Raw genomic sequence first — 14,345 nt, 5'->3', positions numbered from 1 at the left:
CAACATCAAAATGACAGTAAGCCTAATTCACCCAATCGCAATGGACGAAGGTTTACGTTTTGCGATTCGTGAAGGTGGTCGTACAGTAGGTGCGGGTGTTGTAGCGAAAATCATCAAATAATTGAGTTTAACTTAATATTTGATAGCAAAAAGCTAAAGAGAGGCGTGTCGAAAGACACGCCTTTTTTGTTTTGTATCTATTTGAATCAAAGAGTATAATTCAGATCTCAAAACGAACGGATTAGAACATTTAGCTTTAATAAGGATTTCTAATCGCTTAATCACTCTAAATAATTTGAACTCGTCATATCATCTATGATTGCCTGATTAAATTATCATTTAACAATAAAAATTATGGAAAGCACAACTCAAGTACAGGCAATCGATATTTATATTGATTTCGCAACAATTCCTAGCCTATGTTATTTTTTGCATTTTCTTAAGCATAAATCAGATCAACAAAGACTACGCTTTTTCTCGCTTGCTCGGTTTGAAATACCTTCAACTTTTATTGAACAAAATGGGAACGATACTATCCACTTCTCTCGCAATCAGGATCATGATATCACGCAATTATTAACGCAATTACAAAGGTTTTTTTCACAGGGAGAAAAGCAATTTGAGCTACGTTTGCATTTAAATATGTTTCATAGCTTTGAAATTTTTCTTAGCTTTAATCATATTTATGAGAGGTATAAAGATCGCATCAGCAAGGTTTCGTTGCATTTATATGATGACGGCTCAGAAGGGTTAATGAAACAATATCAGCTGCAGCAGTCTCATTCACTGACGCAAGATTTAGCTGAAACTAAACGAGCTTTGGTTTCTTTATTTGAAACGGGCGAAGGATCTTTTAAACATGTTGACTTGATTCGCTACACTTGGCATGCAGTATTTGATACCCGTTATTATTTGCTTTCAGACCATTTCTTATCGCATGAAAATTTACAGCCTCTGAAAGCGGAATTAGCGGATTATCAGTTATTAAACCTGATGGAGTATCAGCATTTATCAGCAACCGATCTCTTATGGTTAAAGCAAATTTTAAAGGTTGATGCAGATTTAGATATGCTACTTCAGAAATTAAATACGCAACCCGTGTATTTTTTTAGTGGAACAACACTTTTTAACATCAACTTTGAGCATAAAAAGCGTTTGGCAAATATTCATGCGGCTTTGATTCGCGAACATTTAGACCCTAATAGTTCACTGTTTATTGGTGAGCCTTATTTGTTTGTATTTAAAGGACATCCGAATAGTCCAGAAATAAACAAAGCATTGCGAGAACATTATCCCGATATAGTCTTTTTACCTGAGAATATTCCGTTTGAAATTTTAGCGTTATTAGGTTTTGCGCCAGCGAAAATTGGTGGGTTTGCTAGCACTATTCATGTAAATAGTGCGAAACAAAAATTAGCTAACTTGTTCTTCTTAAGCTCTACGGATGAGCAAGAGCGTAATTGCTTTGATGGCTACATCAAGCAATATGCCTTTGCGCAAGCAATGTTAGCCATGCAATTAGTTAATCAAGATCAGGTATTTTACTGTAGCCTGTAAGGGGAAAGCCGACTATTGTCGGCTTTTTTGGTGTTATAGATTTTTATGCAATCTTAACCGCTTTATATCCACTTGATGGATTAACGATTTTATCCCTTGCGGCAATAATTTGTAGCTCATACACGCCTGTGTTAGCGGTGATTTCCATAACATCATTGACCGCATTTGCAGTATGTTCAAATGCTTCTAAATCAGATTTGCCATTTAATAAGTTTGCTAAGAATAAGCCTGCAGTTAAATCGCCTACCCCAACGGGTTCTTTGGCAAACTGATAAAGTGGGCGACTAATGTGCCAAATACCTTCAGCAGTTGCAAAAAGCATCTCAAATTTGTCCGCTTGTTTGCCAACTTTGCTTAAATGCTTAACTAAAACTTTCTGTGGGCCTTTAGTTAAGATTACTTTTACCGCTTCAATCGCTTGTTCAAAATTTTCAACGGTTAAACCACTGAGTTCTCGTAACTCGACTAAATTAGGTGTGACAATGTCAGCGTGTGCCATCGCAATATTGATCAAGCCTTCTTTTACGCCATCAGCAACAATACAGCCTTTATCTGGGTGTCCCATAACAGGATCGCATAGGTAAATCGCATTTTTATTGTGTAATTTGACCGCTTGGTAGGCTCTCACTATTTCTTCAACCTGTTCCGCAGAGCCGATATAACCAGATAGCACCGCATCACACTGTTTTAACGCATCAATTTCAGCAATACCTTGGACAATTTCGCCAATCTGTTCCTTTGGAATCACCATGCCTTTCCATTTGCCATATTGGGTATGATTAGAAAATTGCACGGTATTTAACGCCCATACATCAACACCAAGCAATTGCATTGGGAAGGTTGCAGATTTATTTCCTGCATAGCCATATACAACGTGGGATTGAATAGAAAGGATATTTTTCATTCTGTTGATTCCTTTTATCGAAAATTTGGATGAAATAGACTTGCATGTATAATAAAAATACCTATAATAACGGCTCTTCCAACGAAGTATGCCGACTTAGCTCAGTAGGTAGAGCAACTGACTTGTAATCAGTAGGTCACCAGTTCGATTCCGGTAGTCGGCACCATTCTTAATTAATCTTTTTATTTCCCTTTAATTTCTTATCATATCCAATATTTTTATTTATTTTCTTTGCATAAAAAAGCGGTAAGATTTCCGCAAAATTTTGCAAAAATCCTACCGCTTGTTGAGTGGGCTAAACGTAACCGTAGCTCATTAGACGCTGATAACGGCGATCTAATAAATCCTCAGTGTTTAATGGCGCAAGATCAGCTAAATCTGCCAAAATACGCTCTTTGAGGTTTTGTGCCATTTGTGCCACATCACGATGTGCACCGCCTAAAGGCTCAGCTACAATACCATCAATTAAATTTAATTCTTTTAAACGCTGTGCAGTTAAGCCCATAACTTCAGCTGCGGTTGACGCTTTATCTGCACTTTTCCATAAGATAGAAGCGCAACCTTCTGGTGAGATTACCGAATAGGTTGAATATTGCAACATATTCACTTTATCACCCACACCGATTGCCAATGCACCACCCGAGCCACCTTCACCGATCACGGTACAAATTACAGGCACTTTTAATTGTGCCATTTCACGTAAGTTACGCGCGATAGCTTCCGCTTGACCACGTTCTTCTGCACCGATACCAGGATATGCGCCTGGTGTGTCGATAAAGGTGATAATTGGCATATTAAAGCGTTCTGCCATTTCCATTAAGCGCAATGCTTTACGATAGCCTTCTGGCGCAGGCATACCAAAATTACGTTTTACTTTTTCTTTTGTGGTGCGTCCTTTTTGGTGGCCAATAACCATCACTGGACGACCTTCTAAACGTGCAATACCGCCTACAATTGCTTTATCATCAGCAAAAGCACGGTCGCCTGCAAGTTCATCAAATTCGGTGAAAATATGTTCGATATAGTCTAAAGTGTATGGACGATTTGGATGACGTGCCATACGAGAGACTTGCCATGCATCTAAATTAGCAAAGGTCTTTTTTGTTAGTTCTTCACTTTTCTTTTGTAGGCGTTTGATTTCATCATCTAAATTAATTTTACCGTCTTGCGCACTTACAGCTCGTAGTGATTCAATTTTTGCTTCAAGCTCAGCAATCGGTAATTCAAAATCTAAATATTCTTGGCTCATTATTTCAGTCCTGTTATGCAGAAAATTCTATCTATTTTATCAGTGAAAGAGGAAGAATAGGTATAAAAACGGTGTTTTTTTGCAAAAAATCTGCAATTTTCGCAACAGATCCGACCGCTTATTCTTCAACGATAAATTGTCCCATGGCGCCGCGATCTTTTAGCATAAAATCAGAAACACCAAAGCTAAATGGAAGCTGGTTTGAAGCGAGTTGGTCAAAGCGAACTAGCAAGGTAATCTCTTGGTCTTTCTCTAGCCACACAGTATCTTGCCAAGCAAGTTGTTTATGAGGCTCACGTTTTCTATCGCGGGTTTCCACAATAAATTTTGCACCTTGCAGGGTAAATCCGATAGCTTCATTGCTGGTAATATACCAACGTTCCACACTGCCTTGTTTAATCGTAAAATCAATGCGTTTAGGATCAAATCGTTGCTGGTTAATGAGGCGATCTAATGGACGCAATACGATACGGCGCTCTTGAGCAATTTTTAGTTCAAATTCAGCTAAGTCAAAAGTGGGTAGTGTCGGTTTAGTGGTAAACACCGACGCCATTCCTTCTGGGCGAAGCTCTAAAATTACATTATCGACTAAGTCATTATTATCGGCAAAGAGGCTTTTGGCTCGGTAAAAAATATCCCGTTTTTGCCCGCTTATCAGTGAAACAGGCTTCCCATCATTTAGATCAACCAATACTTCAATACGAGCCGAAGGGGCGAGCATAACGCTCGGCATTTCCACTGGTTCGGCAAGCATCCCCATACCCGTTGCGATAACGTGCAATGGCTTATCATTATCTAAGCGTAGCTCGTAAGGGCGTGATAACGAGGCGTTGACAATACGCAAGCGTACCCAGCCTCGAGCAACATTGTGATAAGCCGATTCTTGTCCATTCACAAATAAGCGTTTACCAAAGAACTGCTTCTGGTTGAGGTCGAGTAGCTGAACACCGTCTTTATTGATCTGCTGATCTTGCAATATGAGTGGAATATCATTTACGCCGTACTTATTCGGCAATGAAGTATTTTTACTGTGGACATCTTCAATAATCCAAAGCCCAGCCAGACCACGATATAGCTGAAAAGCGGAATTCAACATGGTGTCAGCGTGGTACCACCCCGTACAAGCCGCTTGATGAACAGAAACAATCGGTGACCAACTGCTTTTTGGTGCTAGCTTACGGTGCATAGACCCCACCATTTTGGTAGGCGCTAATAGTCCTTGAATATTGATTGAAACAGGTTGAGGTAGATTATTTACATAGGTTAATTTAACAAAATCATCTGATTTAACCCGCACCGTTGGTGCCAGATATTGCCCATTAACTCCCCATACATCAACCAACTTGCCTTTATCAAATTGTGTTTGCGCAGGACGTAAATCTAAGCGCACTGGGCGCCCACGTCCAATTTCAATAATTGGAGGAATGCGCAGTAGTTGGCGTTCGCTGGCAAAAAGAGTATGAGGCGCAGAAAGCATCGCGCCAGCTAATACAGTGCGTTGGAGTAATTGTCTACGAGTGAGTATTTGTTTCATTATCTAGTTATTTCTTAGCGTCTAACACAGCGATTTCAGCATCTAAATCAGCAATTTTCGTAGCCATAATACTATGGCATTTTTCAATTAATTCTTTGATATTGTCTCGGTTGTAACTGCTAGTATCAATTGGCTCAAGCGTTTCACAAATCACTGTGCCGTTATTCCAACGGTTTAAATCCACTTTATTATGCAACGAAGAACACACGATTGGTACAATCGGCACTCCCGCTGCAATTGCAGTATGAAATGCACCTGTTTTAAATGGTAGTAAACCACGCCCACGGCTACGAGTACCTTCAGGAAACATCCAGATTGAAATTTGGCGCTCGCGAATAATTTCTCCCACTTTATTCATCGTACTAATTGCGCTACTACGCTTTTCTCGGTTAATAAAAATATTGCCCGTTGCCCAATAAACTAATCCAAAAAATGGAACCCAAATCAGGCTTTTCTTACCAATTGTTACCGTACGGGGTGGTACCATTCCTGCAATAGTGAGCATATCGTAATTGTTTTGGTGGTTTGCAATATAAATTGCGGACTGAGTAAATTCTGGGAGTGGGCGGTAGATTACGTTTAAACCAACTAAATGTTGCATTGAAGCATACATTTTAGCCACAACACTCACAGAACTTGGATGACGGAAACGAATAAAAGCGTACAGTGTACCAATAATAGAAATAAAAATGGCAGTAATAGCTATTACAATAATACGAGCAATTTTTAACATAAGAAGCCCTTAAAAAATCAAGATTAAATTGTATTAAGTATAACAAAATTTACTTATTTTATTAAAAGGTTTAAACGGAAATTAAAAGCCGTTATATTAGGCGGGCTTTTAACCAGATAGGAGTTTGATATGAGCAAAGTAACTTTAATGGGTAACCCAATTGATGTAGTGGGTAATTTCCCACAAGCGGGGGAAATTGTTGAGAATTTTACCTTAGTAAACAATGGATTAGAAAATGTTTCTTTAGCTGATTTTGCAGGTAAACGTAAAATTTTAAATATTTTCCCAAGTATTGATACAGGCGTGTGCGCAACTTCAGTTCGTGTATTCAACCAAAATGCAGCGAATTTAAATAACACTGTGGTACTTTGTATTTCCGCAGATTTACCTTTTGCGCAAGCCCGTTTTTGTGGCGCAGAAGGCATTGAAAATGCACAAACGCTTTCCACCTTCCGTCATAAAGCAGTTCATCAACAACTTGGTGTGGATATTCAAAGCGGTGCGCTTGCAGGCTTAACTTCACGTTCTGTCATCGTTTTAGATGAAAATAATCGTGTGTTACACAGTGAACTAGTTTCAGAAATCAAAAACGAACCGAATTATGAAGCAGCATTAGCTGTGCTTGCTTAAGTGAATCAAGCGGTTAAATTTTGCAAAAAAATACCTGTGTAATTGCTGCATAATACTGAAAAAATAGCTGCTTATATGCAAAAGCCCACGTCGTTATAACGTGGGCTTTATTTTGTCAGTTCAGACTAACAATTACATTGTTACTTCTTTAGTACCTTGTACTTGAACTTCAACACGACGGTCTGGTGCTAAGCAAGCGATTAATGCTTTACGACCTTTAACTGCGTCACATGTTGCGCCAGTTACTGGGTTTGCTTCACCATAACCTACAGCTGTTACGTTAGCTGCTGGAACGCCTTTAGAAACGATGTAGTTAGCTACAGTTTCAGCACGGCGTTGTGAAAGTTTTAAGTTTGCAGCTTCTTTACCGATACGGTCTGTGTAACCATTCACTTGGATAGCAGCGTTTGCTAAACCAGCGTTGTTGATTTCAGTGTGCATTGCATCTAAAGCTTGTGCTGCAGCTGGTTTTAAGTTCGCTTTACCAAATGCGAATAAAACGTCTGAGCTGAACGCAAAGTTTTTAGTTTCAACTGTTGGGACTGCAACTGGTGCTGCACCTTGACCGAAACGGTATGATAAACCTGCAGATACAGAACTGATATCTGGACGGTAGTCAGTTGCACCCATACGGTTTAATGTTGAATAACTTGCTTTACCCGCGTTGTTTAACCATTGGTATTCAACACGTGCTGCTAATTCTGGAAGGATTGCATACTCAACGCCTGCACCTAAAATTAAAGAGCTTTGGAAACGGCGAGTTTTCACTTTCTCTTGTGCTGCGTTGAAGGTTTTGTATGTATTGTTTACTAATGCAACACCTACTTTACCGTAAACGTCTAAGTCTGGTAATACTTCGTAGCTTGGTTTTAATGCAATAGTTGCACCGTGAGCTGCGTGACGGAAAGTTTTCTTATCCGCTTTACCATTTGGTTTTTCTGTACCACGTACACGACCGAAGTAGTCATAACCTACTTCTGCGGCTAAACCAAGTTTGTCTTGGTTTAAGATTTGGTAACCACCGAATACACCGTAAGTTACAGAGTTTTTGTTGATACCATATTTACCACCTTTAGCAGCATCCAATTGCTCGATACCATCATGGAATGATGCCCAACCTGCTTTTGCACCCGCATAGAAAGTGTTTGCTTGTGGTGCTGCTTGAGCTACTGCTGCAGCTGATAATACTGCTAAAGCAACTAATGATTTTTTCATTTGATGATCCTCTAAATTTTATCGCCATCCATTAAAACACCCCCGTTATGGGGACAACGAATACCTGTTGGTATGCTTTCTTACGCGCTAATATGAAGACAACAACTGGTATTACTACTATATTCTATCAAATTTTGAACCAAAAATACAATAAAACCGTTATTTTTAGCAATCAGCAAAGGTTTGCATTAAATTATTTTCTTGGCAAAAAGAAAAACGCCCACATTACTGCGGGCGTTTTTACTATTCTTTAGTCATAAAGAACGTACTAAATTACATAGTTACGTTTTTAGAACCTTGAACTTGAACTTCAACACGACGGTCTGGTGCTAAGCAAGCGATTAACGCTTTACGACCTTTAACAGCGTCACATGTTGCGCCAGTTACTGGGTTTGCTTCACCGTAACCTACTGCAGTTACGTTTGCAGGGTTTTGACCTTTAGAAACTAAGTAGTTAGCTACAGTTTCAGCACGACGTTGTGAAAGTTTTAAGTTTGCAGCTTCTTTACCGATACGGTCTGTGTAACCATTCACTTGGATAGCTGGAGTTGCTAAACCTAAGTTAGCGATTTCAGTGTTAGCTGCGTCTAATGCTGTTGCTGCAGCTGGTTTTAAGCTTGATTTACCAAAATCAAATAAAACGTCTGAGCTGAATGCGAAGTTTTTAGTTACAACTTCTGGCTCAACAACTGGAGCTACTGCGCCTTGACCGAAACGGTATGATAAACCTGCAGTTACAGAGTGGATATCTGGAGCGTATTGAAAGCTAACATCTTGTGCGCCTGAACGTACTAATGCTTTATTGAAGTTACCTGCTTTATTTAAGTATTGGTACTCAATACGAGCTGCTAACTCAGGTAAAATAGCATATTCAACACCTGCACCTAAAATTGTAGATGCTTTTAATTTGTGGTATTTGTTTGTTGGTTCGTTAGTGTTTTCTGCACCGTAGAATTTGTAGTCATTACGAACAACTGCAACACCTACTTTACCGTAAACGTCTAAGTTAGGTAATACTTCGTAGCTTGGTTTTAATGCGAAGTTTAAACCGTGAGCAGAGTGTTTAACTGAACGGAATTCACCATCGTTACCACGTACACGACCGTAGTAGTCATAACCTAATTCTGCTGCTAAACCAAAGTTGTTTTGGTTTAAGATTTGGTAACCACCGAATACACCATAAGTTACTGAGTTACGATTAATACCTAAGTTAGTTGTAGCTTGGTTATAACGAGCATCGTTTGAATATTTGTCATTAAATTGACGAACGCCTTCATGGAATGATGCCCAACCCACTTTAGCACCAGCGTAGAACGTGTTCTGTTGTGGAGCTGCCTGAGCTACTGAAGCTAATGCTAAGCCAGATACTGCTAATGCAATTACTGTTTTTTTCATTGTGATGATCCTCTAGATTGTCATCGATTAAAAAAATAAACCATTTCAATACCACTCGGTATTAAAGTTTTAACTTATATGCTTCCGACTCTTTAGAGAAGAAAGATAGTTAATTTTCTAAGATACTGCGCAAAAGTACAACAAAAATTTGTGTTTTTGCTTAAAAAATTGCAGTATCCCTATACAACATATTCTTGTTCTCTAGTCGAATGAGCAAGAATATGACTATTATCGGAGTTCAAATTCACAAAATCAATAACCCTTTCCCCTCAAAAGTGTAAGAAAGTGTATAGAACTGTTTGTTTAATAACCTGTGTGTAATAATTTCAATCCTCCTATTTGTTTTCTTCACTTTCATTTTCAATATTCACAAATCTTGTTAATATCGTTTTATCCGAATTTCTACCCTACGTATAATTAATATGCTTCCACAACTCTCAAAAATACCTGCTATTAATCAAACGGTGCTTCAATTTTTAGAAGCGCTCAAATATCAGCATTTTAGTGGTGATATTGCATCGAGTTATGCAGATCGCCTGTCTTTAGCGACAGATAACAGTGTTTATCAGCAATTACCGCAAGCGATTTTATTTCCTAAATCCATTTCGGATGTGGTGATTTTGACTAAACTCGCTCAACGTCCTCAATTTCAGCATCTCACTTTCACGCCTCGCGGCGGTGGTACAGGCACCAACGGTCAATCGTTAAATCACAATATCATCGTTGATCTCTCTCGCTACTTAAATCAAATTCTTGAACTTAATATAGAAGAACGTTGGGTGCGAGTGCAAGCAGGGGTGGTAAAAGATCAACTCAATCAATTTTTAAAGCCGTACGGCTTATTTTTCTCGCCAGAACTTTCCACCAGCAACCGAGCGACGTTAGGCGGCATGATTAACACCGATGCTTCAGGGCAGGGCTCACTGCAATATGGCAAAACCTCTGATCACGTTTTAGCGCTGAAATCAGTATTGATGAATGGTGAAATATTGGAAACCCAAGCGGTCAAATCTGATCATTTTTTTGCAGAAATCGAACGCTTGAATCTCACCGCAACGGGCAAACAGTTACATCAGGAAATTTTTGACCGTTGTCGCACATTACGCCCAACTGTGCTTGCAGAACTGCCGCAGCTCAATCGCTTTTTAACGGGCTACGATTTAAAGAATGTCTTTAATGCCGATGACAGTGAATTTAATCTCACCCGTATTTTAACGGGCTCTGAAGGCTCGCTTGCGTTTATTTGTGAAGCAAAACTCAATTTATTGCCGTTGCCAAAATTTCGGACTCTAATCAACATTAAATATAACGCTTTTGATGCAGCGTTACGTTCAGCGCCTTTTATGGTGCAAGCAAATGCGCTTTCGGTTGAAACGATTGATTCTAAAGTGTTGAATCTGGCGAAACAGGACATCATTTGGCATTCGGTTTCTGATTTATTAACCGAAGATCCGAATAACCCAATTCTCGGCATTAATATCGTGGAATATGCGGGGAGCGATCAGGTGCTGATTGAACAGCAAGTGGCAGACTTAATTAAAGCCTTAGAGGAAAAATTATCTGACCCAACAAGCGGTATCATTGGTTATCAAGTTTGCAATGATATTCCATCCATCGAAAAAATTTATGCAATGCGTAAAAAAGCAGTAGGTTTGCTTGGTAATGCGAAAGGCTGGGCGAAGCCAATCGCTTTTGTGGAAGACACCTGCGTACCACCTGAAAATCTGGCTGATTATATCGCTGAGTTCCGCCAATTATTAGATGATCACGGCTTGCAATACGGTATGTTTGGACACGTTGATGCAGGCGTGCTACACGTGCGCCCTGCGTTAGATTTAACCGATCCTACGCAAGTGCAACAATTTAAAGCCATTTCTGATCAAGTGGTGGAACTCACTGCCAAATATGGTGGATTGATTTGGGGCGAACACGGTAAAGGTATGCGTTCGGTGTATGGCGAAAAATTCTTTGGCGAAACCTTATGGCGAGAGCTGCGCTATATCAAGCAGCTGTTCGATCCACAAAACCGCTTAAATCCTGGCAAAATCTGTACACCGCTTGAGAGCAATGCGCAACTGTATCCCATTGATTCTGCGATGCGCGCCGATTTTGACCGCCAAATTCCAATTCAAGTGCGGGAAGAATTTAAAGGCGCAATGAACTGTAATGGCAACGGCTTGTGCTTTAACTTTGATGTACACAGTACCATGTGTCCGTCGATGAAAGTTTCTGGCAATCGTCTTTATTCACCTAAGGGCCGTGCGACGTTAATTCGAGAGTGGCTACGTTTACTTGCCGAACAAAATGTTGCACCAACTGATTTAATCTTTAGCGAGCGAAAACAAGCGGTCAAATTAACCGATTTTGTTGCAAAAATTCGCAACACGCTAAATAAAAAACACGAATATGATTTCTCGCATGAAGTGAAAGCGGCAATGGACACCTGCCTTGCTTGTAAAGCTTGCGCTAGCCAATGTCCGATCAAAATTGATGTGCCAACGTTTAGATCACAATTTAATGCGCTTTATCACAGCCGTTATTTGCGCCCTGTGAAAGATTATGTGGTTTCAAATCTTGAGTTTGTCGCGCCAATAATGGCAAAAGCGCCGAGATTCTTTAACTTTTTCAGCACCTCAAAGCTGGCGGAAACCGTCGCAAGCAACACCATTGGCATGACCTATTTGCCTGCGCTTTCTGTGCCGAACTTGCAACGACAATTGGTTCAAATTGGCTATCAGGGCGAAACATTAGAATCGTTAGAAGCACAAGCAAGCGGTCAAAAATCCGCAGAATTTTGCAAAACCGTATTGGTTGTGCAAGACCCATTTACCTCATTTTATGATGCGAAATTGGTGGTGGATTTTGTGCAATTGGTGCAAAAACTGGGCTTTCGCCCTGTCTTGTTGCCTTTTAAACCAAGCGGCAAGGCGCAACATATCAAAGGCTTTTTAAGCAAGTTTGCCAAAACCGCACGTAATCAGGCGGAATTTCTCAATCGTGTTGCCAAATTGGGCTTGCCAATGGTGGCGGTTGATCCTGCACTTACATTGCTTTATCGAGATGAATATAAAGCGATCCTACAAGTACAACGTGGTGAATTTAGCGTTCAGCTTGCGCACGAATGGCTACGAGAACAGATTCAAGCAGGCAAATTGGCGCATTGCAAAAAGGCGCTAAAAAATGACCGCTTGTCATGGTATTTATTTGCACACTGTACCGAAGCAACTGCGTTACCGAATGCCCCAAAAGAATGGCAAGCGATTTTTGCCCATTTTGGTGAACAACTGGTGCATGAAAGTGTTGGTTGTTGTGGTATGGCGGGTACTTTCGGGCACGAAACCAAACACATAGACATGTCAAAAGCGATTTACCAACAATCGTGGCAAATTAAATTGAAAAATAAACCGCTTGAGCGTTGCCTAGCAACAGGCTATTCCTGCCGTTCGCAAGTAAAACGCTTTGAGCATCATATTATCAAACACCCAATTCAGGCTTTGCTTGAGGTGGTTTAATAAATCCGCCTAAACTCTTTTACAAAAGTAATATTGTTAAAAGTTCTATCACTTTCGTCCACAAGGGCGAAAGTGTAGATATTTTCGTATTTAATAATTCTTCTTTTTATAAAGAGAGGAGGGGATTGCTATAACAAAGAAGGAAACATAATGACCATTTGGAAACAAACAGCAACTTGCGAACAATTAAATGCACTTAGCCAAAACTCAGCGGTTTCGCATTTAGGTATTGAATTTACGGCGATCGGTGATGATTGGATTGAAGCACAACTTATGGTGGATGAGCGTACTCAACAGCCGTTTGGCGTATTGCATGGTGGTGTGTCTGCTGCATTGGCAGAAACGGTTGCCAATGCGGGAGCATTAATGGTGTGTGAGCCACAGCAAATTGCGGTTGGAATGGAATTGAATATCAGCCATTTAAAATCAGTACCAGCAGGCACCAAAGCGCTAGCGCGTGCTACGCCACTAAAATTAGGGCGTGATGTGCAGGTGTGGCACATTGAAATCAAAGACGAGCAAGCGAATCTCTGTGCCGTAGCCCGCCTTTCAACCAAAACCTTAGACAAACGCTAAGACTCCATCAAAACAAGCGGTCAAATTTCGCTAAAAATTTGCAAATTTAGCCTGAAATTTGGCCGCTTGTCATAATTAAATATTTACTTATCTAACTCGGTTAAAAAGCCTTGTGCTTTCAGCACCTTGCCTAAATTTGTGCGGGTGGCGAGTTGGGTTTGGGTGTATTGGGTTGCCATATGGCTGAAAGTGTCTACACGGGTATTTTCGCCTCGGGCTTGGTAGTATTCTGTAAGCTGTTGATCGTAGGCAGCAAGTTCTTCGGGTTGTTCCGTTACCGACACATAACGATTTTGCATATAGGTGATCGATTTGGGTAAGCGTGGTTTTTGATCAGGTTCTTGATCGGGGTAGCCGATTGCCAGCGCAAACACAGGGAAGGTGAGTTTTGGCAAGTTAAGTAGCTCAATCATGCGTTGTGAATCATTGAGAATAGAGCCGAGATAAACCGTGCCAAGTCCGATACTTTCTGCCGCTAGCACCAAATTTTGTGCCGCAATCGTAGCATCATAAACGCCCGCTAAAAAACGGTCGCCCGAGCTTTGGCAAATTGGATTCCCCCCCTGTTGTTTGGCGATCTCTGCATTGCGTGCCAGATCGGCAACAAACACAAACAAATGTCCTGAATGATCGACATAATATTGTCCGCTGATTTTGGCAATTTCCATTTTTAACGCTTCATCAGTAATACTAATAATTGAACATGCTTGCATATAACTGCTGGTCGCACCGCTTAATGCCACCTCCACAAGCTCATCAATAATCGCTTGATCAACAGCTTCCGCTTTAAATTTACGAATAGAACGATGCTGTTTTTGCAATTGAATAACGGGATTCATATTCACTCCTATCTATATAATTGTTGTCTTTTTAATATAACTGATTTTTTGAGGATTTAATACAGAATACTTGAAAAACATGATCTGCACCCCAAAACCTGGACACCTAATTTGAGGTGCAGATTATGTCTTATTCTTATCAATTTCGTTTAAACATTATCAAACAAGTGACCGAACAGGATTTGGGTATTCGTGAGGTCG

Annotated in this window: 12 protein-coding genes, 1 tRNA gene and 1 pseudogene; 7 read left to right on the top strand and 7 right to left on the bottom strand. The window is 40.2% G+C overall.

Annotation, left to right across the window (positions count from 1 at the left end):
- A partial coding sequence (locus F8M47_RS07045; protein ID WP_481249150.1) for an EF-Tu C-terminal domain-related protein occupies window positions 1–121 on the top strand: 121 nt, incomplete at its 5' end.
- 233 nt (window positions 122–354) lie between these two features.
- Complete coding sequence (locus F8M47_RS07040; protein ID WP_150539422.1) at window positions 355–1,557, top strand: hypothetical protein; 1,203 nt, start codon at window positions 355–357, stop codon at window positions 1,555–1,557.
- Window positions 1,558–1,600: 43 nt separating this feature from the next.
- Here the strand turns inward: F8M47_RS07040 and pdxY are convergent, their stop codons facing one another.
- The gene (gene pdxY / locus F8M47_RS07035) at window positions 1,601–2,461 is read right to left on the bottom strand and encodes a pyridoxal kinase PdxY (RefSeq protein WP_150539421.1); all 861 of its coding nucleotides are present in this window, start codon (window positions 2,459–2,461) and stop codon (window positions 1,601–1,603) included.
- 90 nt (window positions 2,462–2,551) lie between these two features.
- Between pdxY and F8M47_RS07030 the strand changes: the two genes are divergently transcribed.
- Window positions 2,552–2,627 (top strand) — tRNA-Thr (locus F8M47_RS07030).
- Window positions 2,628–2,756: 129 nt separating this feature from the next.
- Here F8M47_RS07030 and accA read toward each other — a convergent pair.
- The 3 genes from accA to F8M47_RS07015 all read right to left on the bottom strand — a co-directional run bounded on the left by accA (window position 2,757) and on the right by F8M47_RS07015 (window position 5,977).
- The gene (gene accA, locus F8M47_RS07025; RefSeq protein ID WP_150539420.1) at window positions 2,757–3,710 is read right to left on the bottom strand and encodes an acetyl-CoA carboxylase carboxyl transferase subunit alpha; all 954 of its coding nucleotides are present in this window, start codon (window positions 3,708–3,710) and stop codon (window positions 2,757–2,759) included.
- Window positions 3,711–3,828: 118 nt separating this feature from the next.
- A complete protein-coding gene (locus tag F8M47_RS07020; protein WP_150539419.1) occupies window positions 3,829–5,244 on the bottom strand; it encodes a multicopper oxidase domain-containing protein in 1,416 nt (471 codons plus the stop codon).
- A 7-nt stretch (window positions 5,245–5,251) separates the two neighbouring features.
- The gene (locus F8M47_RS07015; protein WP_150539418.1) at window positions 5,252–5,977 is read right to left on the bottom strand and encodes a 1-acylglycerol-3-phosphate O-acyltransferase; all 726 of its coding nucleotides are present in this window, start codon (window positions 5,975–5,977) and stop codon (window positions 5,252–5,254) included.
- Between the two features lie 129 nt (window positions 5,978–6,106).
- Between F8M47_RS07015 and tpx the strand changes: the two genes are divergently transcribed.
- Entirely contained in the window at window positions 6,107–6,607 is a 501-nt protein-coding gene (gene tpx, locus F8M47_RS07010; RefSeq protein ID WP_150539417.1) for a thiol peroxidase, read from the top strand.
- Window positions 6,608–6,739: 132 nt separating this feature from the next.
- On the opposite strand, the gene ompA (F8M47_RS07005) is transcribed toward tpx, so the two are convergent.
- Together ompA (F8M47_RS07005) and ompA (F8M47_RS07000) are read right to left on the bottom strand one after the other, a co-directional pair.
- Entirely contained in the window at window positions 6,740–7,822 is a 1,083-nt protein-coding gene (gene ompA, locus F8M47_RS07005; RefSeq protein WP_150539416.1) for a porin OmpA, read from the bottom strand.
- A gap of 273 nt (window positions 7,823–8,095) precedes the next feature.
- A complete protein-coding gene (gene ompA, locus F8M47_RS07000) occupies window positions 8,096–9,217 on the bottom strand; it encodes a porin OmpA (protein ID WP_150539415.1) in 1,122 nt (373 codons plus the stop codon).
- Window positions 9,218–9,639: 422 nt separating this feature from the next.
- Between ompA (F8M47_RS07000) and ydiJ the strand changes: the two genes are divergently transcribed.
- Window positions 9,640–12,729 (top strand): D-2-hydroxyglutarate dehydrogenase YdiJ, encoded by a 3,090-nt coding sequence (gene ydiJ / locus F8M47_RS06995; RefSeq protein WP_150539414.1) that lies wholly within the window; start codon window positions 9,640–9,642, stop codon window positions 12,727–12,729.
- Window positions 12,730–12,879: 150 nt separating this feature from the next.
- Window positions 12,880–13,305, top strand: a complete 426-nt coding sequence (locus tag F8M47_RS06990) for a hotdog fold thioesterase (RefSeq protein WP_150539413.1) — start codon at window positions 12,880–12,882, stop codon at window positions 13,303–13,305.
- Window positions 13,306–13,388: 83 nt separating this feature from the next.
- On the opposite strand, the gene F8M47_RS06985 is transcribed toward F8M47_RS06990, so the two are convergent.
- On the bottom strand, window positions 13,389–14,144 hold the full coding sequence (locus F8M47_RS06985) for an NADPH-dependent oxidoreductase (RefSeq protein WP_150539412.1): 756 nt from the start codon (window positions 14,142–14,144) through the stop codon (window positions 13,389–13,391).
- A gap of 125 nt (window positions 14,145–14,269) precedes the next feature.
- Between F8M47_RS06985 and F8M47_RS12270 the strand changes: the two are divergent.
- Window positions 14,270–14,345 (top strand): annotated as a pseudogene (locus F8M47_RS12270) (transposase); the annotation flags it as partial.

It is taken from the genome of Actinobacillus vicugnae (genome assembly GCF_901687125.1).
GTDB classification, from domain to species: Bacteria; Pseudomonadota; Gammaproteobacteria; order Enterobacterales; family Pasteurellaceae; genus Actinobacillus; species Actinobacillus vicugnae.
This window is presented reverse-complemented; position numbering and strand designations above follow the sequence as displayed.

Coding starts and splice junctions, on each gene's coding strand:
- F8M47_RS07040 (WP_150539422.1), top strand. CDS start 355: ATGGAAAGCACAACTCAAGTACAGGCAATCGATATTTATATTGATTTC.
- pdxY (WP_150539421.1), bottom strand. CDS start 2,461: ATGAAAAATATCCTTTCTATTCAATCCCACGTTGTATATGGCTATGCA.
- accA (WP_150539420.1), bottom strand. CDS start 3,710: ATGAGCCAAGAATATTTAGATTTTGAATTACCGATTGCTGAGCTTGAA.
- F8M47_RS07020 (WP_150539419.1), bottom strand. CDS start 5,244: ATGAAACAAATACTCACTCGTAGACAATTACTCCAACGCACTGTATTA.
- F8M47_RS07015 (WP_150539418.1), bottom strand. CDS start 5,977: ATGTTAAAAATTGCTCGTATTATTGTAATAGCTATTACTGCCATTTTT.
- tpx (WP_150539417.1), top strand. CDS start 6,107: ATGAGCAAAGTAACTTTAATGGGTAACCCAATTGATGTAGTGGGTAAT.
- ompA (WP_150539416.1), bottom strand. CDS start 7,822: ATGAAAAAATCATTAGTTGCTTTAGCAGTATTATCAGCTGCAGCAGTA.
- ompA (WP_150539415.1), bottom strand. CDS start 9,217: ATGAAAAAAACAGTAATTGCATTAGCAGTATCTGGCTTAGCATTAGCT.
- ydiJ (WP_150539414.1), top strand. CDS start 9,640: ATGCTTCCACAACTCTCAAAAATACCTGCTATTAATCAAACGGTGCTT.
- F8M47_RS06990 (WP_150539413.1), top strand. CDS start 12,880: ATGACCATTTGGAAACAAACAGCAACTTGCGAACAATTAAATGCACTT.
- F8M47_RS06985 (WP_150539412.1), bottom strand. CDS start 14,144: ATGAATCCCGTTATTCAATTGCAAAAACAGCATCGTTCTATTCGTAAA.